Origin of the sequence: Micromonospora sp. NPDC049274 (assembly GCF_040678875.1) — a bacterium.
Taxonomy (GTDB): domain Bacteria; phylum Actinomycetota; class Actinomycetes; order Mycobacteriales; family Micromonosporaceae; genus Micromonospora.
Map to the genome: position 1 here is coordinate 109,372 of NZ_JBFAQS010000004.1, position 20,377 is coordinate 129,748.

The following is a 20,377-nucleotide window of genomic DNA, read 5'->3' on the forward strand; positions in this document are numbered from 1 at the left end:
CCGGGTGCGGCCGGAACTGCGGCTCGGCTGGGTGGACACCGGCTCGGCGTTCCAAAACCTTCGTGGGGATGAAGAGGTTGACTGATGCACGTCGACAGGATTGAGCGGTCCATCGGGAAACTGATCGACGAGATCTCGAGTGCCGAGATCCTGCTTCCTGAGATCCAGCGCGAATATGTCTGGAAGCCGACACAGGTTGCCAAGCTGATGGACTCCATCTACCGGGGCTACCCCTTCGGCTCGCTCCTGTTCTGGGAGACCGACGATGTCCCGGAGACCCGGGAGATGTTCGTCAGCGGACCTGAACGGGCGCCCTCGAAGCCGCCGCTCTTCCTACTCGACGGCCAGCAACGCCTGACGTCCCTGCACAGGGTGTTCAGTGACCACCCCGAGGCGCAGGTCGTCTTCCACGTCGAGAACCAGAAATTCCAGAACCAGAGCGCGGCCACCCAGCGCGACCCGAAATGGGTGAAGGTGGCGGACGTGCTCGACCCGAAGGCGAGCATGTTGCGCCTGACCCAGCGGCTACTCGACGCGGGCTCCACTCTTGAGGACCATGAGATCGAGGATCGACTCGGCAAGATCAAGGAGCTGCGCAACCGGCGGTTCTTCATGGAGGTCCTCAAGGGTTTCCCGTACGAGGAGGTCGCGGAGATCTTCGTCCGGGTCAACAGCGGTGGCCGTCGTCTCGGCACCCTCGACCTCGCCATGGCGACCCTTTCCACCAGGTGGACGGGCGTGCTGACCAGGCTGCAGCGCGAGTCGGAGCACTGGCTCCGCCACGGCTACGGGCACATCGACGTCAACTTCCTGTCCCGGGCGCTGGCAGGCGTCGTTTTGGGGCGCGGTCTGTCAGTGTGGTCCCACAGCAAGCTGCGGCAGACCGGTGACACGGAACTCGAGCAGGGCTGGGAGGTGGTCAAGCGCGGCCTCCGGCGGCTGATTCCACTGTTGCAGACACACCTCGAGCTGACCCGGTCGGACCCGCTGCCCTCGATGATCGTCCTGATTCCACTTGTCGTGCTTCTCGGTGAGCGCACCGACGACACGGTCGACGAGGAAACCTCGAACGGGATCATCTACTGGCTCCTGCTCGCCACCATCCGGACCCGCTACAGCGGCTCCACTGACACCAGGTTGAGCCAGGACATTCGGGCGGCGCGACAGTCAGATCCCGTCCGGGCGCTGCTCGAGGGTCTGAACGTCGAGAACTCCCGGGCTGAGGTCACCGAGCGAGCGCTGCGGGGCCGGACGAAGGAAAGTCCCTACTTCTTCCTCAGTCTGCTCGTGTCCATGGCCCGCGGTGCCCGTGACTGGTGGTACGGCTCCGACATCCTTCCTGAGAAGGAGACCGCGCCCAGACTCGAGCACCACCACGTCCATCCGCCGTCGACCCTCGACGATCGCCGCTTCGACAAGGGCATGGTCAACGATCTGGCCAATCTGGTGTTCATCTCCGCCCAGGCCAACAAGAAGATCAACGGTCGGAGCCCCATCGAGTACTTCCCGACCCTGGACGAGCACGAACTGCGGGCGCATCTGGTACCACTCGACGAGTCACTACGGGACCCGGACGGCTACCAGCGATTCCTGAACGCCCGCCGCGCGCTTCTCGCGGAGGCCATGAACGATCTCCTGGACCGATTCCGGCCGCCATTCCTCGATGAGGTGCCAGTCGAGAACGCCGACCCAAGCGCCGGACTGTCGCTCGATCTGGCTCTTTACGGCAGCGTCCGCGACGGTGGCCGGATCGTCTTCACGGCGTCCGGCGACGGCATCTCCTGGGTGGGCTCGGCCAGCATGGCCGAGCTGGACAGCGCCATCGAATCAGCGCGGGTCGCGGGTATCGACAGCGATGTGACAATCGCTGGCGAGTCCACCCCGGTCGAAATGATCGAGGACTCGTTGCAGGTGCACATCGGCCCGTTTCTTGTTACCGGCACTCCCGAGGAGTGGCGCGGTGTCTTCGACCGGGAACTCGACACCTCCCAGCCCCTCTCCGCGCTTCCCCGGATCGAGGCAAAGCAGTGGGACGGTGAGCCCACGAAGTTCCCCATCACCAGCACGGACTGACCCGCACACCGACACCCCTTCAAAGGAGATCCGATGACGAAGGCATGGATCGTGCGGGCGGGACGCGATGACAGCTACGACGCCCTCGCCCTCGACAAGAATCTGATCGCGGTCGGCTGGTCCGGCGCGGGTGACCTGACGGAGACCACGACCCACACCGACATCTACGAGCGTGTCAGAGCCGCCTACCCAGAGGTCGAGCGGCGTTCGGTGGAAAATTACGCGATCCAGTTGGTCGCGTTCCGGTCGCGGATGTCCGAGGGCGACATCGTGCTGTACCTCCAACGAACCAGCCCCGACGTTGCTGTCGGCCGCGTGACCGGCTCCTACGAGTACCGGACCGACCTACCCTCTGACATCCGCCACGTACGTCCCGTGCACTGGTCTCGCACCGACATTCCTCGGGCGTCGGTGGAGCGGGAAGTGCTTGCCCTCCCGTCGCTGACCACCGTCTACCGGATCAACCAGGCTGACAGCGTCACCCGACTCGAGCGGCTTCTACGTCCCAACACAGCGACCGCACCTCCCGAGGAGCCCGTTACCTCTAGTCCACCTGGCCAGGACGACGGCTCCAGTCCCTTCACGAACCTGCGGCGGAACCTGAACTACGCCCGTAGCCTTGCCACCGCCGGCCAGCACCTGGATCAGCTCAAGGTGGGGTCGTTCGAGGTCTCGGATGTATTCCGAGCAGCCTGGGTCCAGAGCGTCGCCGCACTGGACCACTGGGTCCGGCAGGAGATCCGGAGCCGGATGCTCAAGCTGGTCGAACAGCCCACGGCCCAGAGGCCGAAAGGCTTCACGGCTTTCCAGATCACGCTCGGCTTGGTCGAGCAGGTCCAGCTGGGCACGAAGACACTCGTCGAAGCCCTGGATCAACAGCTACGCGATCAGGGCCATCTTGTTTACCAGAATCCGGACAAGATTCGCGAGGGCTTCGGTCTCGTCCATGACGTCAAGGGCTTCTGGGACCGGGTGGCGCGAGTCCTCACAGAGCAGAGCGGCGACGGGGTCGCATTCACCGGCAAGGACATCCAGGAACAACTCCGGCAGGTCGTGCAGCGCCGTCACAAGATCGCCCACGAGTACGACGAGGATCCTGAGGACACCAGTCGGAAGCGCCCTATCGACGGGCCCAGCACCACGCAGACGATCGACTACATCGAGCAGGTGGCCGCCGCGATCCTGGACGTCCTCAACACGCCCGAGCCCGGCGCGGGGTGAGTCCGTGGCCAAGTACGACGGTTTACGTGAACACCTCCGGCAACATTCCGGGGATGTCGAGATGAGCTTCGAGGAGATCTCGGACCTGGTTCCCGGAGGCTTGCCCAGTTCGGCCTTCCGCTACTCGGCCTGGTGGTCGAACGAGGACAGGACCCATGCGCAGTCCACGTCATGGCGCGATGCTGGAATCTCTGCCCACCCGGATATCGCCGGTCGCCGGGTCCACTTCGAGCAGCGGAGCTGACCCAACGGCAGTGTCATGGGAGATCAGGCACTCTGCGGCATGTACAAGCCGGGCCCCTTGTTCACGTCAGATCTGCGGATGGGCGTCCTCAACCCGTTCCGCTCGTACGCATGCGAGGAAGTCGACCTGCTCGGCGCGATCCAGGGCCTCGAATGCGGCGTAGGCCCTCGCCCGTGCGTGCGGAGTCTCTGCTGCCAACAGGCCGATGATCGCCGCCCACGCGAGCGAGACCAGGTGGAATGCGCGGTCTTCGCGCAGGGCTGGTAGCCGGCTCAGCTGATCGAGCCGGGTGGCCGCATCGTCGTCGGACCGCGCCCGGTCAACAAGCTCGAACACCGCCTTGCCCCGGTACGGGCCCCCGCTCGCGGCCAGGTCCGCCAACCCGGCGTTGGTCATCTGCCCCACCGGCGGGACTGGGAGGTTAGGCGGGGGCGGTGCGGTCATGGATCAACTCCGAAAATTCTCGAATACTCTTCGCGAATCGCCTGGTTCAGGCGTTCGACGGACTCGTGGTCACCGATCGAGTTGGCATAGTCAATCTCCTTCTGGTACGCCCGAACCTCGTTCTCGTACCGCACGACCGGGTCCTCGAACCAGCCTCTCATGCCCGCCCAGCCGGCAGCCTGGTCGTCGCGCAGGTGCTGCATCTCGTGCAGCAGCGCCCCATACGACGCCTCGGGGTCGAGCACGAGTTGACCAGGGCTGCCCGGCGCGGGGGCCGGACCGTAGGCTAGGGCGTCCGGGCGGAAGGTAATGTCGACGCCCAAATCTCGCGCCTCCTGGATGGCTCCCTCCCACTCCTCGGGGTGGGTCTGGCGCGCCGGGCCCCACTTCCGAAGCGGATCGGCGTCGGCGTGAAACAGGTGGGTGCCCCGATCTAGCGCCGATGCCGGCGCCGCTCCCCCGGGCGTGGCGCCTCGGAGAAGAGCCTTCAGATCCGCGATGAGCTGTTCGAGGCGGCGCAGGATGGGCGCCAGCCGGCGCAGGCTCTCGATCAGTCCGTGCAACAGGCGGGCGATCCGGGCTACCCACTTGCCGGCGAGAGCGGTCACCTGCGTGATCACCCACGGGGTTGCCACGCCCAGCGTCAGGCCGGCCTCGGCGAGCCATTCCCAAAGGCGCACCGCCAGCACCGACACGAACTCCGCGATGAGATCACGGACCAGACCGCGGACCATCGCGACGAGTAGCCCGGCGCCAGTGGTGATCTCCGCCATGGCGTCCGCAGCCTTGGTGAGCGCGTTCATTGCGGCAATGTGCCGGTCGCTGGTTCGACGGTACGCATCGGCAGCGGAGCCGCCCCAGCCTGATATCTGGCTACCGACTTTTGCCCTGAGGTCTGCGCCCGTCTCGGCTGCGGCCCTCCCAACGTTGCGCCAGGTCTGTGCGTACGCGGTGATCTGATCTGGGTCGCCGGCCAACTCATCCAGCGCATCGGACAGGGGCTTGACGTGCTCGATCAGCCAGCCCACTCCCCATGCGACCAGTTGCCCGAGCGGATCCGTGACGAAGGCGAGGGCATCCATCGAGGTCGCGACACCGCCGATCGCGACATCGATCCAGCCGCCGGAGGTGTAGCCCGCCATCAGCGCGTCGATATCCTCCGCGATGAAGATGCCGCTGAACGCCGTCGTGCTGTCGTGGCGGGCGGCGACCAAGGGAGATGGCTGGCTCACCGTGTGCCTCCACCGAAACGGCTGGCCGCGCGTTCGTCACCCCGCTCATACCGGTCAGAAACCGTACGTAGCCCGTCGGCCGCCTCCTGCAGCGCCCGAACTGTCTCGCCGAGGCTGTCGATGGTGGCCTCTTGAATCGGGTGAAGCAGGCTGGGTATCAGCTGGCACAACCGGCCATACGCATCACGGCCCAGCGCAATCGAGGACGCCGCTCGACGGCACTCCTCCATTGCGTCGGCGGTGTCGTCGACTGCGCGGGCGTGGACTCGCAGCGACTGCGAATCCACCTCGAAGCCGCCGGTCACCAGCCGTCCTGTCGCCGTCGGGAGCGATCATCATCAACCTCGGGCGGCACGGGAAACCGGCTGCCATGCTTACCCACGTCGCATCCCCTCGTACGCCACGGAAGCATCACCCTACCGAAAGTGATCGTTGCTCAGCTGTCCTCGGAGGGGTCAATCGTCCGGTTCAGGACGTCAGGCAGCCATGCCCTGTACTCGTCAACGGGCGCCGAACGAGAGTCCTGTCAGCGGGCGCGATGGTGTGGCTTGACGTAGGTGATCCCGTCTGGAAGCCCGCGGTCCACGATCCGCGCCTCCCGGACCGCCTCGCGGTATGCGTCCTCCTGCTCAGGGGATGCCTTCGCACCCGGCGGCAATCGCCGAAGAAACCCGGCTACCTCATGCGGGCGTCGCTGCGAGTGCACTTCGACCAATGGGTCGTGTCTTGTGGCCACCACCTCGACCCGCGGTCGGTAGCGCAGTAGCGGAATTCGAGGCTGCCTCGCCAGCGGCGGGTACCAGGGATGACCGGAGCTGTCTTGGCTGCCGGTTACCCGATCGAGGGTACGAGCGCGCACGAGTTGCCGAACGGCGTCCGGGATAGCGGCGGCGCGGCTGGCGGGCAGACCCAATCTCAGACAGTTGTCCACCAGCGCATCTTCGGCAAGGATCGCCTCGCCGTCCTCGGTCAGGTAGCCCAGCTTGCGCAGTGTATGCAGTGTCCAGCCCGTGTCGGTGAGGTCCGGAATCCGGTCATACTGGTCGGCACCAGGCGCATTCTGTCTCGTCACCACGTGCGGGTCGTACTCGTGGGTGAAGTAGACGCCGTCGATTCGCTCGGGCATTGGTAGCGGGGCGGTGTCGCCGGTGACGAAGCCCTGCGTGAGGCGCCAGGTGAAGGTAATCAGCGTTCCTGGCGCGAGGCCCGCCGGCCAGGTGAGCCCGGCGAGTTCCCACTGGCCCCCACGCTGGCGTAGGGCGACGCGTTGCACCGGCCTGTGCGACGTGTCCTCAGAGTCGTGGTTGAGGTACAGGCGGAGATGCCGTCCGTCCTCATGATCAGGCGTCCAGCCATCGGGCAAAGGGCACCATTTGTTGTCGAGGTGGACGCGATGCAGGCCGACCCGCCACGACATCTCCACGCCCTGGCCACCGTTGGTGGTAAGCCATCGGGCTGCGCCGGCTTCGTCGTCGGGCCCGACAAGCCGACCTGGGGCCGAAGGCACGAGCGCGCGGGTCGCCACGTGAGGGCCGAGGAGCGACTCGTCCCGAGGTCCGTCCGCTGGGCCATCCGTGCCCAGCGCCGCGAGCCGCGCCAATTCCTCTGCCCTCAGAGAGCCTCGGTGGCGTTGCTCGCACGTGTCGATCGAGACAGCGATGCCATGCGGACGCTCGGCCACCTGCCGCAGCCACTCTCGCGTCGCTTCGGACAGCGGGGTGTCCAACGGGGTGTAGACGTCGCCCGATCGCAGCGTCAGGTGGACGATGTTCGCTGCCCTCAGGTGGCGACTAACGAGGCGCACGCTCGACCCCGTCTCGCGGATCAGGAGTGCGGTGCTGCAGAGCGCCTGCACCGTCTGGTCCAGGTCGTTGAGCGCGGTACCCGTTCCCTGTCCGTGACTACCGTCCCGCGCCAGCCACGCATAGCCGAAGGTGCTGTCGTCCGGCCGGGTCTGGCATTCCACGATGACGAGGCTCAGCTTCTTCTGGTCAGCGAAGTTCTTCAGCAGCTCTTCACAAGCGAAGAGCCCGTCGGAAAGCTGTTCGGTGTTCTCCGTCTCCGGCGGCTGCTGGAGGTCGCGCTGCGCGGGCTGTCGCGGCACGTCGACCACCGGGGCCTGGCGCAGTCGCTCACGCACCACGTCCGCCACCGAGGGCGAGCAGTCCGCGCAGGGATAGGCGGCACCGACCGCTGGGCATGCGGCCCGATGCTGCTGGCACGCTTCCGCCACAATCGCGCCGAGTACGGGGTCCGCCTCAATCGCCGTCTTGGTCGCTTCGGCGAGACAATCGGCGCGCAGCTTCCGCATCCCTTGAGTCCGGTACTTCCGAACAGCGCGAAGGTGAAGGTGGCCGACGATCAATCGAGCCTCGAGGCACCTGGCGCTGCCTCTGGCGTATGCCTCCTCGCTTTGCCGAAGTTGGGCCCCTAACGCGGCCCTAGCCGGCGGAGGCGCGCTGCCCAACTCCGACTCCAACGATTCCCGTACCCGCATCAGCGCGGACACGATCTCATTGGCACAGCTCACCCACTGCTCTGCGACGGCCTCGTGTGCCAGGTTCGGATCACAATCCGACCCGTTGAGGTCGATGAACGCTTTGCGGGTGAATGCTGCGGGGTCCAGTCTGCACATCCGGCGCACTCCGGACGGCAGTGACCGCCACCGCGAACCTTCGTGTTCATCGAGCCAGCGCCAGACGTCTGTGGTGGGTCGCTCGAGTGCGCGCTCTCGAAGCGAGCGCCGCTTGAGTGCCTGGGTCAACGCTTCGGTGAAGCGGTCACTGGTCACGGCACGGACAACCGCCGTCTCCAGCGGCTCTGGTGTGGCGGGCTCCGCATCCAGAGCGGCCCGCTCCCGCTGGTACTCATCCTTGAAGGTCAGTCCTGCCGCCTGGCACGACTGAGCCAGAATGTCCCGAACACCGGTCAGCTTTCGAGCCAGTTGGGCGTCGCCGGACACGGTGGCGATCCGCGCCTCGCTGTCGACCAGCAGCCCCGCGTAGCGCATGGCAGCGATCGAGGCCGGACTGCCAGCCCTTGCCTTGAGAATCTCCTGTTCCGCCGGTGCAAGCCGGCCGCCCTCGGCGACAGTGCGATGCAGCGAGGCCAGCCACATCATGTCCCGAGGCAGCGGACTGGCAACCGGCTGCGGACGCGGTGACACGGCGGTCGGCTCGGCCTTGGGTCTGGGCTCTCTCGCAACGGTCGTATCCGTCTTCACACGGCTGTAGCACCGGATGCAGAGCAACTTTCCCCAGTCTCCGGACACCGTTACCACCGAGCTGGACATGCTCGTCTGCTGGCACTCGGAGCACCGCAGGGTAATCGGCTGGTCAAGGAGGAACCGCTGCAACTTCCCCCGCGCCGGGTAGACCCGCGTGATGCGGTAGCGGGGTGAGTTCTTTTTTGATGCCATCACGCCTCCCACAGCCACAGGACTTGGTTGTGAAACGGTGCTCGACCCTGAGCCGCAGGTGAGGGGCAGATGCCGACTCAGGTGATCAGCCCGCGCCGGCCATCGGGGTCAGGCGGCGACTGCAGGGAACACCACGAGCGATCCGTCGCTGCCTCGTTCGATCTCAATCGCCACGTCAGCTTGGTGGCTCCCAACGGGGAGCCCATCACCCCAGGCGCGCAGGCGATACGCGGCCTTGAGCAGCTCGTCGACCTCGCCCTGCGTGAACATGATGTTCCGGATGCCACCGTGACGCTTCAATTGCATAGCCGACAGTCGTAGCAGGACCGAGTTGATGCCTGACTCCAGCTGGTCCACGCGACGCTCGTCCTCGCGCAGGCTTGCGACGAAGCTCTCGAACGGATTGTCCGCACCCGCCAGCTGGGCATGCTCCACCGCTTGAAGCACGAGCACTCGGCGTTTGAGCGCGATGGCGAGTCGCGCCAGTTCCAGATGCGCGCGGAATGCGCCGCCTTCCTCGTTGATGCCGGGGAACGACTTCATCAACACGCCGAGTTCCACCGGACCGTCGGGCAGCGCAGCGAGCGCGTTTTGCCACTTCATGAGCCGACGCTTGGTTCCCTCGACCGCTGTGTTGATCGCGTACGAGGAGGAATCGAGCCCCAACGACAGGCCGACGCGTCCCTGGTCGAGGAGGACCGACGTCGCCTTGTCGATCGCGTCACGACAACCGTCCAACGCGTTGCGTTCCCTATCCAGGCTGTCCTCGTGCAACTGCTCCAGGAGGTCGGTGATTCGCTCGATCGCTTGCTGGCGTTGCTGATCGGCGTAGGCGCTGACGCCAACCGCGACGGCCATCAACACAAGTGGTGCGGCCACTGTCAACGCTCCGGCGCTGGCCGCGGCCACCCCAGCTGTGGTGGCCGAGCCGGTTGCCGCACCTGCAACAGCGGCCTTGCCAGCAACGGGCACAAACGTGGCTTGGGCTGCGATCCCGGTGGAGTTGACCAACGCGCCGTGGATTCCCCCCGCAGCAGCTTTGGAAGTCATGGGCCGCACGAGTCCCTTACCAACCTGCGCGGCGACCTTGGCCGGCACCACCAATCGGTAGAGCACATCACCGGAAGCGGCGACGTTCAGCGTGGGGGGCGCTGATTTCGCCGTCTGGTTCACGAGGTGCGAAAGCTGCTGAGCGAGCGGGCTCGTCGCGTGTAGCGAAATTCCGCTGCTCCGGTCGCGTTTGATCGACACCGGGTGCGCTTCCAGCGTGGCGATGGGGGACTCCGCAAATGTCGCCAGGGCCGTTCTCAGCTCGGCGAGTCGGGCGGGCGTCATGCCATCCTCGCTGAGCACGTTCGGCACCCGGACGGCCTCCGTGGCGAGCGTCCACACCGGCACGTGTGCCTTGTCAACAGTGGTCACGTCTTGTCCCCTCCCGAACTGGCATCACCACCATCGGCGGTAGCGACGCCACCACAATCCTCAGGCCGCGGATCGCAGCCTGGCCGTCCAATCCGACACGTCCTCGCCCTGAAGCAGGACGACGTGGTTCTCACCGCAGATGTCGAACCATGCCTCGTCTGTGTATCTCGACACGACCAGCACGGGCGTCGCGACCAATCCGCGCGTCGCGAGGCGGTGACGGTATTCGAGGACCTGACCGAGGCCCAGCCGAAGCTGCTCAACTTCATTGAGCCCGACCACGCTCTTCACCTCAGCGATGAACTGCCGCCCGTCGGCGTCCCGCCAGGCCAGATCCACCGGTACCTCATGCAGTCCCGCACCAACCCGTACACCCTCGGCACCGAGGTGGTCGATCAGCACCCGGCACAGTCGGTCGTGCTCAGTCACCCCGGCCCGATAGGCGTCCGCGTCGAACGACCGCTGCGCCGGCAGGTCGGGCGAGACTGCCGACTCCGCGTACTCCCGGTCGTAGCCCCGCTCACCGCCGGACTGAGCGGGCGCCGGACCGGCGAGCAGGGTTTCGGCGGCCTGCCAGGCTCGGCCGACGACCTCGGGCCGGTACCGGCTTTCGAACGGGAACGGGCCGGCCGCCACCCAGGCATTGAGCATCCGAGCGGCGGCGATGACCGGCGGCTGCCGGAGCAGCCACAGCGCCGTGTCGATGTCCGGGCAGGTGAGGAGCAGCTTCTCCTCGGCGAGGGTCTTCGTCCGGTCCTCCCCCACGTCGATGCCGCGCCGCCCCCACTCCTCCAGGTCCACCGCGCCCGCGTCCATGGCAAGGCCGATAGGTGCTCCGGCCACCCGCAGCCACACCTCCTCGCCGGATTCGTACACGCCGAGGGTTTCCAGCACTCCTACCGTCAGCCGCAGCAGCGGACCGTCGCCCTCGTCCACCCGCGACAGCAGCCAGTGCCTGCCGGCGGTCGGTGCGGCTTCGGGCACCGTCATCCGGGCCAGCCATCCGGCCAGGGCCCACGCCGCGCGCTGCGGCTCGTCCAGCCCGTGGGCCCAGTTACCGTCGAAGGCTGCTGGCGACGGGTCGAGCGGCGCCGGCTCCGGGTCGGCGAACACCCATGCCGCCAGGTCGGCCGGCTGGGTGATCTGCCACAGCCGGGAACGGCGAGCCGCCAGGATCTCGGTCAGCTCCTCGACGTCCGCCGCCAAGCCGGTCGACATTGACTCGGTCGTCACGCCTTGGCCTTACGGCCGCGGGTCGCCTTGGCCGGGCGCCATGAGGTCAGCGCCTCGTCGGTGAGGTGCAGCCGGTTGGTGGTCTCGGCGAGGAAGCCGTCGTAGATGTCCGCCGGCGACGCTCCCCACTCGGGGTCGAACTCGCCGTGCCACTGGCGTACCCAGGGAAGGATCTGGCGCAGCCCCGCGACCAGCGGCAACAGCCGGTCGTCGGCCCAGCCGTCCTCCTGCTCGCGGGCCACGATCAGGGTGGCCAGGGCCTGGGCCTGCTCGCGGTGGTCCCAGCCGGCCCAGCCGACCAGCAGCGACGGGTCACCGTCGCGGCTGGCGCCGGGGTACGAGACAAACCGCTCCTTGGGTACGTCGAGCTTGCCCCGATGCTTCCAGAAGCTGCTCTTGAGGAAGTCCGCCGAGGTGTACTTCGGCGGCACCGGGATGCCCTTACGGAACTCCCGCTTCGCCGCCTCGTCGGGCAGCGCGTCCTCCTGCCGTTGCAGGTCCCACACCTGCTCCCAGTCGGCGCGCTTGGCCAGCCCGGTGTCCTTGTACCGCAGCGCGGCCAGATGTGGCACGTGCTCGCCGGCGACCAGATCGGCGACCACTTTGCCGAGATCCTGACCGGGCGCGTAGAGGTTGGCGACGGCGAGCACATCGTCGTCGCGGCGCAACTCGTCGGCGAGCTGGGCGGTGGTCAGTGGGCGCGGCTGTTCGAGACCGTCGACGTGCTGGTACCACAACTCCCGCGCCTCACACCGGTCCAACAGCCAGTCGCGCAGCGCCTTCTGCTGCATGACCTCCCAGCCCTCGGTGGCCCAGCGGCGCTTGCACTCCGGCCGCTCGATCAACCCGATGTTGCGATTGCCCTCAATGACCGCGATCCGCCGCTCCACGACCGCCCGGTACTCGTCCGACCAGTGCGCCGGCAGTTCGGTGATCGGCGTCGACCCGTGCCGAGCGAACCACTGCGTCTCCGCCTCACCGGCGGCCAAGTTGCGAGCGAGCACGATCTCGAACGCCCGCTCTCCGAGACAGAGCATCGGCGGCCGGACGCTCTCCGGCGCGGTCAGCTCCTCGTCCAGCAACCCATACAGCGTGTAGACCTGCCAGTCCAACTCCTCCTGCAGGGAGATCATCTGGCCCCGTGTGATGTGCCAGTCGTATGCGGCGGGGTCCATCCGCTCACGGGTGGGAACACCGGAGGCCGCAACCGCCGCCGGGGTCACGGTGGCGAGCCGCTGCGCCAGACCGTCGATCTGCCGGCTCAATTCAAGGGGGTAAGCCGACGGCAGCGGAAACTCCTGCAACTTCGTGCCGGTGAACTCGTAGAACTCTTCCCACTCGTCGCCTCGGTAACCCTCGTTGACGCCCCCATTGCCCTTGCCATGGCTGACCTGCTTAAGCCAGAAGCATGCGGTCGAGCTGTTGAGCAACCCAAGCAGCCGCAGATGATCTTCCTCCGACGCCGCCTCCGGCAACTTGATCACCGGGGCGTGCCGGTTGAAGACCTTCCCACCGCGGTCCAACACAAAATGGTTATGTGTCGCAACAACCGCGAAGGATATCTTCATCGAAGCGGACCACCTCGATGGATGGAAATCCGAATATTCGAACCAAGAAAGCCCTCGATCTTCCTGAGTCCCAGAAAGGGCCTGACGCGTTCGCAGCTGCGCTCGGCAGGCCCAAAGAATCCGCCGCGCTGCTTCTCCAATCGCTGGAGTCCGACCATCGACGGAGTATGGGAAAACAACATCGCTTTCGGGGTCGTTGCTATAGTCACGAAGGGATGTGCCGGTGGCGAAAGGAACAATCCGGGTCTCGGCTGCCAGTCGCCGCCCGAGGGACCGCTCGACGAGGTAAACGTCATCAGCGCGTGTAACCGCCATGAATCCGGCCGAGTTGATGACCCCGGACAGCAGCTGCTCGGATGCGCTGACGATGTGCTGCAAGACATTTACAGCGCCGCCACCGCTGAGACTCCACGGGTAGGCTGCTAGACGCTCCCGCGGAGTGTCCGCAACGCTGACCCACTCCGACTCAGAGCCAACCTGGTCAATCTGGGAAACGATGGCTTGCCAGATAAGTCCTTTGCTCGGGTCGGCGGGAGCGCTGGGCTCCCCCCGAATGCCGAGCACACTCCGCACGGTTGCACCGCGGTTACGTTTGCGGTTGCGGCCCACCAGGATCACCGTCGGTGTACCGTGCCCTGGAATGTATGCACCTGAGGTATCGATGACTTGCGTCAAGTCAACCTCCTGGCCAAAGACCTGTTCAATTAGCTTTCTACCGAACTCACGCTTCATGAACGAGTTCGCGGTGATTTGGCCGACCATACCCGCACTCCTACCGTCCGAATCGGCGGGTTTCGCCAGCTGAAAGAAGCGCTGAGCGAAGGGCACCGAGAGGGCGTACTGCATGTGGCAGGCCGAATAGATAGCGCGGTAAAGGTCGTTGAGGCGCTTGTCCTTGACAGTAATGTAGGGCGGATTACCGACCACAACGTGATAGCGGCCCTCTTCGAGAATGCCGGGATGGTCCTGCCCGTCCTCGGTGGCGTATCGGAAGTCGGCCAATTCGTCCGCACCGCCGAAGAGGTCGAGCTGCCGGTGCTTGATGAGGGCGTCACCGACCGCCAAGTGGAGCGGGAAGGCGTACCCAGCGCTGTCGGCGAGGCTCTTGAAGTCGCATGCCCCCAGCGCGGCTACCAGGAGGCGGAAGCGGGCGATGGCTACCGCGAAGGGGTTGATGTCGACGCCGTGGACGGCGTCGAGGGCGAGGTGCACGCGCTCGTGGGGGTCGCGGTTGGGGGCGTGCTGCTCCCACTCCTTCAGCAGGCGGTGGAAGGCGCCGAGGACGAAGTGGCCCGAGCCGCAGGTGGGGTCGACCATCTTGACCACGTCGTGGCCGAACTCGTCGATCGCTGGCGTCAGCGTGAGGTCGAGGATGAACTCCTCGACGAACTCCGGGGTCTGGAGCAGGGCGTAGGTCTTACGGGCTGCCTCGGAAAGGTCCTGGTACAGGTCGCCGAGGAAGCGGGTGTCCCACTCTGGGTCGGTGAAGTCATGCGCCAAACTTCCGGTCTCGCCGCGCCGTCGCCAGAAGGCGATCAGGTTCTTGGCCTCGTCGTGGGACAGCGGGATCTGGTAGAGCGGGTTGTGCCGCTTGTCGAAGAGTGACTTGCCAGCCTGCGTGCTGGCGATGGCGTCGTAGCCCTGATGCAGCCAGTCGCGGAGGGTCTTGTCGGGCTGGTCACGGAAGAACTGCGCCTCGGCCTCCTCGGCCAGCACCAGGCGATCCCCCGGGCCGGCCAGGTAGGGATCTGGCAGCAGGCCATTGTCCTCGCAGAAGCGTACGAAAACCGTGCCGAGTACCCAGGCGACGGCGGCCTGGGTGACTCGCTCGTCGCGCCAGGCTGTCCAGGTGGCTGCGGTGCGTCCGACTTTGAAGGCGTGGTCGTACTCACCACGCAGGCGGAGGCGCACCTCCTCGACCGACTCGGCCTGCTCCCGCAGGTCCTTTTCCAGGTTCTTGACCTGCTTCTGCAGGTCGGACAACAGCAGCTTCCGGTCGATCACGCGCCGACTCTAGTCGTCCCGCTGACGGGACGGGGGTACCCAAAAGGCTCGTATAGGTAGCCGGCCCGCTACCTACGGCTCCCGCATCCAGGTCTTCGGCTCGGTGATGAAGATGCCCTTGCCCTGGTGACGTCGGATGACGCCCAGGGCTTCGAGCCGCACGTAGACCATCTGGATGGTGGACGTGCCGACCCGGTAGTCCGTTGCCATCTGCGCGATCGGCGGCAACTTGTCTTCAGGCTTGAGCCTCTTCGCCTTGACCCCAGCGATGATGTCATCGGCGATGCGGATGTAGTCAGGTGTTGTAGGCATGGCGCTCCTTGCGTGGCTCGCCAATTCGATCACGAACCGCCCAGGAACGACAACAGTCAGTGGTTGCCTTAAACGACTAGGTCGTTACTCTTGACCCTGAGCCGCTCCTCGCGTGGCAACGAGTTCGGCTCACCCCCTCGGTCGGGGCGGGTGCGTGTGCCCGTCCCGACCCATCGGACTGCTCTGCTGTCGTACCGCCGAATTGGGCTGCGGCGGCGGAGCGGGCGGGTCGCCCGCGGCCCCCGCGCGGACGGCCCGCCCTTCCAGCCCCACCACAAGGACCTTCCGCGCTCCCGCCTGCCCCCAGAAAGGACCGTCGTGGCTCAGGTGTATCGAGGTGGCCAGCCCTACCCCGCCGGCTTCCCGGCCCGGTTGACGCCGCACGAGGTGCGGACCCGCGGGTTCGCCGCGTGCCGGCGCGGCGTCGACCCCGATGAGGTACGCGAGTTCCAGGCCAGGGTGGCCGACGAACTGGCCATGCTCAACGAGACGGTACGGCTGCTCAGCCAGGAGAACGACCGGATCAAGCGCGCGCTGCGCGACTGGCAGATCATGCATGCGCAGGAGTGCCGGCCGCAGCAGGAGCACCACCACAACGCCGGCCACTGGTGACCGCGCGTCCCTCTCCGGGCGACCTGCTCCTCGTCGACGGCCGGGCCTCGGTGCAGTTCGCCGGGGATCGTGCGCTGGCCTTCCGCGTCGTCTCCGTCTCGGACCAGCCGACATACCAGGGCTGGGTCTGGCTGACCGGCTACGTCCTCAATCGCCGAGGCGACGCGACGGCCAAACGCGAGATCTTCGTCCAACTCGCCGGCGTCCGACCCACAACCGCCCCCGCCTCACCGTCGCGAGGCGGCCGCGCTCTTCGGCCCCAAATGGCTCAGTGAGCCAAGGGGCTCACTGATGCCGCCGGCGGGTGTCACAGCGCAGGTTCAGGGCCCTTGCGCTGCCACCACGCGGTGAAGAGGGTGACCACCTGCGCCTTGACGTCCTCCGAAACGAACCCCTTGGCGTCGCCCATGAGCGGCACGACGGCGTGCTGGTAGACGTCCCGGTGCCGTTCTACCGAGGGGCAGGCGAACACGGCCAGCATCCGGAGGACGCGCACGGTGTCGGTGCCCAGGAGGGGAAAGTGGGCTTCGAGCAGCCGCATCAGGGCCGCCCACACCTTGTCGACGACGATGTCGACGACAGCGTCCTTCACCAGCTCGGAGATGCGGGACGTGAGGTGATTCGACAACGCCTTCTTGACGGCCTGCTTGGCCGCGTCGGTGACGAGGCCGATGGCCTTGTTGATCCTCTCGATCAACTGGATCAGCGCCACCAGCAGACTGCACCAGCCATGACTGGCCAGGCCCTTCTTGACCTCACGGGCCGTTGCCTCGTTCTGAACGAGGTTGTAGATGTCGTGCGATATCTCGTCCCAGGGGTCCACCATGATCGCATCGGCGAGGATGTTCATCCGCCCGTTGTCGAACGCCAGCGCCGCCCTGTCGCCGACCTCGAAGTCACGTTCAAGCCTGCCCTCGGCCCTGGGACGCGGGTCCGTGGCCCACAGGTGCTCAGCGATGTCCAAACGGGCAAGATCGAGGGACACCTGTCGGTTCTTCGCGTTGGACTTCAGTTCCCCGGCGCGGCCCTTCTGGATGTCACCGTTGAGCGCACGTCGCCGCTCGTCACGCATGTCGGGGCGCGCGACGGCGAGCGTTGCCCACCCATCCCAGCCATGCAGCGAGCCGCCACAGCCAGAGCACTTGCAGCCCGGATTTTTGGCATTCGCGCAGTTCGCTCGATGCGTGTTCACAGCCATCCGCAGTCCGCCAATCGGCTCGCCGTCGCTTGGGGTGAAGCACCGGTAACCCTAAGTACCCGGCTGGTCGCTGCCAATCGCGTCCTGTCGCTGAAGATCAGGCATTTGCCGCTCCAGCGAGGTTGCTTGGCTGCCAGACACGTACGCGCCTCGCGCGCATCGATCGATGCTGTCGGATTTCTGATGGACGCGGCCGAGACGATCTGCAAGTCCAGGCGGCCGACGATCTGGCCGCGACCAACGCGCTGAGGGCTGCCGCTGACACAGCTGGCAGCAGCACGAGACGAAGTGTCGGTAGGGCGTTGCATGATCGGTTCTTCGTACCCGACAAGTGTGAGGCGTGAGGGTCAATGCGAACGAGGTCTGACTACACCCTTCGGCTCCTGATCGAGAAGATCATCGAGCTGGGCGTCTCGGAGCATGTCCATGGCTTCCTTCAGGACGCGCTGAGGCACATGGGCGGTCGCAGCCCGTACCGCGGCGGCAAGGAACTGCTGTCCCTGCTCCGCTATGCGGAGGGCGCCGCACGGGAAGAGGAGGACCGACTCGCGAGCGAGCGCATCGAGGATGCGCTGGCGTACGCGATGAACACGATGCTTCGCCCCGACGTCGAGATCAAGTATCAACTCTTCCCGGGATCTCGACTCAACCTGCTCACCTTCGTACGTCGCACCATGGATGCCTTCGGCGGTGTCGTTCTGTCGTCCGCGCGCACGTTCCTCACCGACAACCCGTCGGCTACAGCCAGTGATCTCCAGAGTCATCTCGTTGGTGTATTCGAGTCCGCGTCCGCGATCTCTGAGGACGAGGATCAGCCTGGGCACTATGTGCTTCGCGGCCAACGGGAGTCATCCGCTTGGCTACACGAGGTCTTGACGAGCCGCCTGACTCTCGAGGGTCGGCCGGTGGGAGCTGGCGCAGACGCTGCCCAACTCACGATGGCTGAACAGATGAGCATGGAAGAGCTAGCTCATCTCGCCCAGCTCAGGATCCGATCGGACGCCCTGCAACGACTGACTGCTGCGGTTCACAATCCGCACAGCAGCGAGGCCGACCTTCAACGGGAAATTCAGAGGAACCTCTGGGTCTTTGGTGGGTCCTACCTCCCGGACCTCGGCCATCGCCGGCTCGTCGCGGGGAGCGAGCTGGACGTCCCCCTGCTCCGCCCGGACGGCTCGCTGCACGTGGTGGAGCTGAAGCGGGCCAACGTGCGCATCATGACCCATCAGCGCAATGGCCTGATCCCCAACGGTGAGGTGCATCGTGCGGTGGGGCAGGTGATGAACTACCTCCTCGCCCTCGACGAAGCCCGCCCACGCATCCTCGACCGGCACGGCGTGGATGTGCGCCGGGCAGGGGCGACGGTGGTGATCGGCCATCCACGCTTCCAGCCGGACCTCGACGAGGCGGAGGTGAACGAGGTTCTACGGACCTACAGCAGCCACCTCGCCCGGATCGAGGTCATCACCTACAAGCAACTGCTCGACGGAGCGAGCAGGGCGCTCGGGCTCGCAGGGGCCGAGGCGTCACGTCGCGCATACGACAGCGACGATGCAATGTACAGCTACCGACTGTCGTGAACTCGACAACATGACGCGCCCACCGTCAGCATCGACGCCGACCATCGCACAAGCAACATGGGATTTCCTATTGGGAACGACGATTCCTATCGGCGCTGGGTCGCTAGCGCCACGGCCGAAGCTTTCTTGACAGGTATCGCGGCGTTGGCATACTGGGCGATGCCCGCTCCCCCCGATGTGCGTCATCACAACAGATGCGGTGATCCATGGACGACCTGTCGGCAGCAGGCCTGGCCGCCGCAGCGAGCGCGGCTTTGATCCAGGCCATGGCTTCGGACGTCTGGCTCAACGTGAAGGACCATGCGACACGCATTCTCGGTCGCGATGGAGCTGCATCCACGGCGAATCTGGACCGGGTCCTGGAGGATGCGCGCGACAGGGTGTTGACCGCCTCCCCAGAGCGCAGGGGTGAGGCGTCCGCCCTGGAGGTGGCTCGGTGGGAAGGCCGTTTGCAGGCCCGCCTTGAGGAGGACCCGGCAGTTGCCGGCGCCATACGTGACCTGATCAGTGCGGTGCGGACTGGCGGTGAACGAGTCGATCAGTCGACAACAGTCCAGCAGAACGTGACCGCCGGCCGGGATTCTTACACCGCGGGCCGTGATCTCACCGTGGGTCGCCCCGAACGAGCACCGTGAGTGGCGCGTGACCGTCCCCCAGCAGGATGTCAGCGCACGGCGCGACGGCTATGTCGCAGGCCGGGACCTGCACCTGCACTTAGCAGGGCAGCAGCTCAGCCTCTATTCAGAGGAACGCTTCACGACGCCGCTGACCTACGATCGGGCACGGCCGATCTTCGTGCAGTATCTGAATCCGGAGATCCGGTCCTGTTACGGCCGCTTACCGACGGCCCGTTTCACCGAGACCGACCTTGCCCAAGCGCTGCACGCGACACGACTGGCCGTACTCGCCACCGATGAGGAACTGATCCTTCCCGCGTCATACCTCTTCGAGGTGTCCGGCCTGTCGGTCTTCCTCACCCGGATTAGGTCACTCGTGGTTCACGGTGTGATCCACTATTGCTCACACATCGCTAACCTCGACTCCTACTTGGAGCACAAGGCCACCGAATATCGCAGCGACACCCGCAATCCCTACGAGCTGACCCCGCCCCGCAGCCTCACCGACGGCCTTGTCTGGCGGCCCCGCTACGCGCAGAACACCGCAACCGACATCGGGCAAAGCTGGGGCACCGCGTTACAGCCTGACGGCGAGTTGGCGACGACGCTCGTGAGCATCGCCCGTCGCTGGCCCACGAGAGCCGGTGACGTCGAGACACGCATGCATGAGGTACCCGAGCAGCTCGACGGGCAGGCGTTCATCGGCCGGTTCGTCCGCGCCACGGTGCCGGTGACGCTGGGGGCCGAGGAGCAGGCCAGGATCGACATGTTCCTGTCCCGGGAGTATCTCGCCAGCTATCTCCGTGACCTCGACGCCGCCATCGTCGCCGACTTCGACTTCGGCGACTTCTCCTGCGGCATCCGCCAGATGCGCGCATCCCTCGCCGACCGTGTACTGTCCGCCCGCTCGCTCGACCTCGGCCTGCGATGGCTCGGCATCCACGACTTCGTCCACCACACCGCCCACTGGTCCGAGTTGCTCACTCTGCGCTCGACTCCCGAGTTCGGCACCGTCGCCACCGCCACGCAGCACCCGGCGCTCCGGCCACGGCTCCGCGAGGCGGTGATCCGGGGCCGGAAGCGCGTCAGGTTCCAGAATGCGGCAACCATCCAGCAGGCTCTGACCGTGGTGGCCGTCGTCGCCAACAAGCTCGATGTCACGTTGAACCCGACAGACTCCGATCGAAGGGCACGATGAT

General features: G+C 66.1%; 17 protein-coding genes. 8 read left to right on the forward strand and 9 right to left on the reverse strand.

The window, feature by feature from the left end; genetic code table 11:
- Window positions 1-84 precede the first annotated feature (84 nt).
- Genes AB0K10_RS09455 through AB0K10_RS09465 form a run of 3 tightly spaced genes read left to right on the forward strand, consistent with a single transcriptional unit; the run spans window position 85 to window position 3,538 of the window.
- Window positions 85-2,073 carry a DUF262 domain-containing protein gene (locus AB0K10_RS09455; protein ID WP_363681628.1) on the forward strand — a complete coding sequence of 663 codons (1,989 nt, stop codon included), beginning with the start codon at window positions 85-87 and terminating at the stop codon, window positions 2,071-2,073.
- Between the two features lie 33 nt (window positions 2,074-2,106).
- Window positions 2,107-3,294 carry a hypothetical protein gene (locus AB0K10_RS09460; RefSeq protein WP_363681630.1) on the forward strand — a complete coding sequence of 396 codons (1,188 nt, stop codon included), beginning with the start codon at window positions 2,107-2,109 and terminating at the stop codon, window positions 3,292-3,294.
- 4 nt (window positions 3,295-3,298) lie between these two features.
- Window positions 3,299-3,538, forward strand: coding sequence for a hypothetical protein (locus AB0K10_RS09465; protein ID WP_363681632.1), 240 nt, complete (start codon window positions 3,299-3,301; stop codon window positions 3,536-3,538).
- Window positions 3,539-3,604: 66 nt separating this feature from the next.
- On the opposite strand, the gene AB0K10_RS09470 is transcribed toward AB0K10_RS09465, so the two are convergent.
- From AB0K10_RS09470 to AB0K10_RS09505, 8 genes are all read right to left on the reverse strand, one after another.
- The gene (locus tag AB0K10_RS09470) at window positions 3,605-3,934 is read right to left on the reverse strand and encodes a hypothetical protein (protein ID WP_363681634.1); all 330 of its coding nucleotides are present in this window, start codon (window positions 3,932-3,934) and stop codon (window positions 3,605-3,607) included.
- A 44-nt stretch (window positions 3,935-3,978) separates the two neighbouring features.
- Window positions 3,979-5,214 (reverse strand): hypothetical protein, encoded by a 1,236-nt coding sequence (locus AB0K10_RS09475; protein ID WP_363681636.1) that lies wholly within the window; start codon window positions 5,212-5,214, stop codon window positions 3,979-3,981.
- Window positions 5,211-5,519 (reverse strand): type VII secretion target, encoded by a 309-nt coding sequence (locus AB0K10_RS09480; protein WP_363681638.1) that lies wholly within the window; start codon window positions 5,517-5,519, stop codon window positions 5,211-5,213. Before AB0K10_RS09480 ends, AB0K10_RS09475 begins: the two co-directional genes overlap by 4 nt.
- Before the next feature lie 221 nt (window positions 5,520-5,740).
- On the reverse strand, window positions 5,741-8,335 hold the full coding sequence (locus AB0K10_RS09485) for a hypothetical protein (RefSeq protein ID WP_363681640.1): 2,595 nt from the start codon (window positions 8,333-8,335) through the stop codon (window positions 5,741-5,743).
- 405 nt (window positions 8,336-8,740) lie between these two features.
- Complete coding sequence (locus AB0K10_RS09490) at window positions 8,741-10,054, reverse strand: hypothetical protein (protein ID WP_363681642.1); 1,314 nt, start codon at window positions 10,052-10,054, stop codon at window positions 8,741-8,743.
- Between the two features lie 60 nt (window positions 10,055-10,114).
- Window positions 10,115-11,287, reverse strand: coding sequence for a hypothetical protein (locus AB0K10_RS09495; protein ID WP_363681644.1), 1,173 nt, complete (start codon window positions 11,285-11,287; stop codon window positions 10,115-10,117).
- Window positions 11,284-14,859, reverse strand: coding sequence for a BREX-2 system adenine-specific DNA-methyltransferase PglX (gene pglX / locus AB0K10_RS09500; protein WP_363681646.1), 3,576 nt, complete (start codon window positions 14,857-14,859; stop codon window positions 11,284-11,286). Before pglX ends, AB0K10_RS09495 begins: the two co-directional genes overlap by 4 nt.
- 72 nt (window positions 14,860-14,931) lie before the next feature.
- Window positions 14,932-15,171 carry a winged helix-turn-helix domain-containing protein gene (locus tag AB0K10_RS09505; protein ID WP_109817235.1) on the reverse strand — a complete coding sequence of 80 codons (240 nt, stop codon included), beginning with the start codon at window positions 15,169-15,171 and terminating at the stop codon, window positions 14,932-14,934.
- A 372-nt stretch (window positions 15,172-15,543) separates the two neighbouring features.
- On the opposite strand from AB0K10_RS09505, the gene AB0K10_RS09510 reads away from it, so the two are divergent.
- Both AB0K10_RS09510 and AB0K10_RS09515 read left to right on the forward strand, forming a co-directional pair.
- Window positions 15,544-15,783, forward strand: a complete 240-nt coding sequence (locus tag AB0K10_RS09510; protein ID WP_363682194.1) for a cell division protein DivIVA — start codon at window positions 15,544-15,546, stop codon at window positions 15,781-15,783.
- Entirely contained in the window at window positions 15,780-16,058 is a 279-nt protein-coding gene (locus AB0K10_RS09515) for a hypothetical protein (protein ID WP_363681648.1), read from the forward strand. The genes AB0K10_RS09510 and AB0K10_RS09515 overlap by 4 nt, the downstream gene beginning before the upstream one ends.
- A gap of 32 nt (window positions 16,059-16,090) precedes the next feature.
- Here AB0K10_RS09515 and AB0K10_RS09520 read toward each other — a convergent pair whose 3' ends face one another.
- A complete protein-coding gene (locus AB0K10_RS09520) occupies window positions 16,091-16,981 on the reverse strand; it encodes a hypothetical protein (protein WP_363681650.1) in 891 nt (296 codons plus the stop codon).
- A gap of 350 nt (window positions 16,982-17,331) precedes the next feature.
- Here AB0K10_RS09520 and AB0K10_RS09525 point away from each other — a divergent pair, with 350 nt between their 5' ends.
- From AB0K10_RS09525 to AB0K10_RS09535, 3 genes are all read left to right on the forward strand, one after another.
- Complete coding sequence (locus AB0K10_RS09525; protein WP_363681652.1) at window positions 17,332-18,561, forward strand: Shedu anti-phage system protein SduA domain-containing protein; 1,230 nt, start codon at window positions 17,332-17,334, stop codon at window positions 18,559-18,561.
- Window positions 18,562-18,767: 206 nt separating this feature from the next.
- Window positions 18,768-19,196, forward strand: coding sequence for a hypothetical protein (locus AB0K10_RS09530; protein WP_363681654.1), 429 nt, complete (start codon window positions 18,768-18,770; stop codon window positions 19,194-19,196).
- A 7-nt stretch (window positions 19,197-19,203) separates the two neighbouring features.
- Window positions 19,204-20,376: a hypothetical protein gene (locus tag AB0K10_RS09535; protein ID WP_363681656.1), complete on the forward strand. Its 1,173-nt coding sequence runs from the start codon at window positions 19,204-19,206 to the stop codon at window positions 20,374-20,376.
- Window position 20,377 lies beyond the last annotated feature (1 nt).

Coding starts and splice junctions, on each gene's coding strand:
- AB0K10_RS09525 (WP_363681652.1), top strand. CDS start 17,332: ATGCGAACGAGGTCTGACTACACCCTTCGGCTCCTGATCGAGAAGATC.
- AB0K10_RS09530 (WP_363681654.1), top strand. CDS start 18,768: ATGGACGACCTGTCGGCAGCAGGCCTGGCCGCCGCAGCGAGCGCGGCT.
- AB0K10_RS09485 (WP_363681640.1), bottom strand. CDS start 8,335: ATGATGTGGCTGGCCTCGCTGCATCGCACTGTCGCCGAGGGCGGCCGG.
- AB0K10_RS09505 (WP_109817235.1), bottom strand. CDS start 15,171: ATGCCTACAACACCTGACTACATCCGCATCGCCGATGACATCATCGCT.
- AB0K10_RS09460 (WP_363681630.1), top strand. CDS start 2,107: ATGACGAAGGCATGGATCGTGCGGGCGGGACGCGATGACAGCTACGAC.
- AB0K10_RS09520 (WP_363681650.1), bottom strand. CDS start 16,981: ATGGCTGTGAACACGCATCGAGCGAACTGCGCGAATGCCAAAAATCCG.
- AB0K10_RS09455 (WP_363681628.1), top strand. CDS start 85: ATGCACGTCGACAGGATTGAGCGGTCCATCGGGAAACTGATCGACGAG.
- AB0K10_RS09470 (WP_363681634.1), bottom strand. CDS start 3,934: ATGACCAACGCCGGGTTGGCGGACCTGGCCGCGAGCGGGGGCCCGTAC.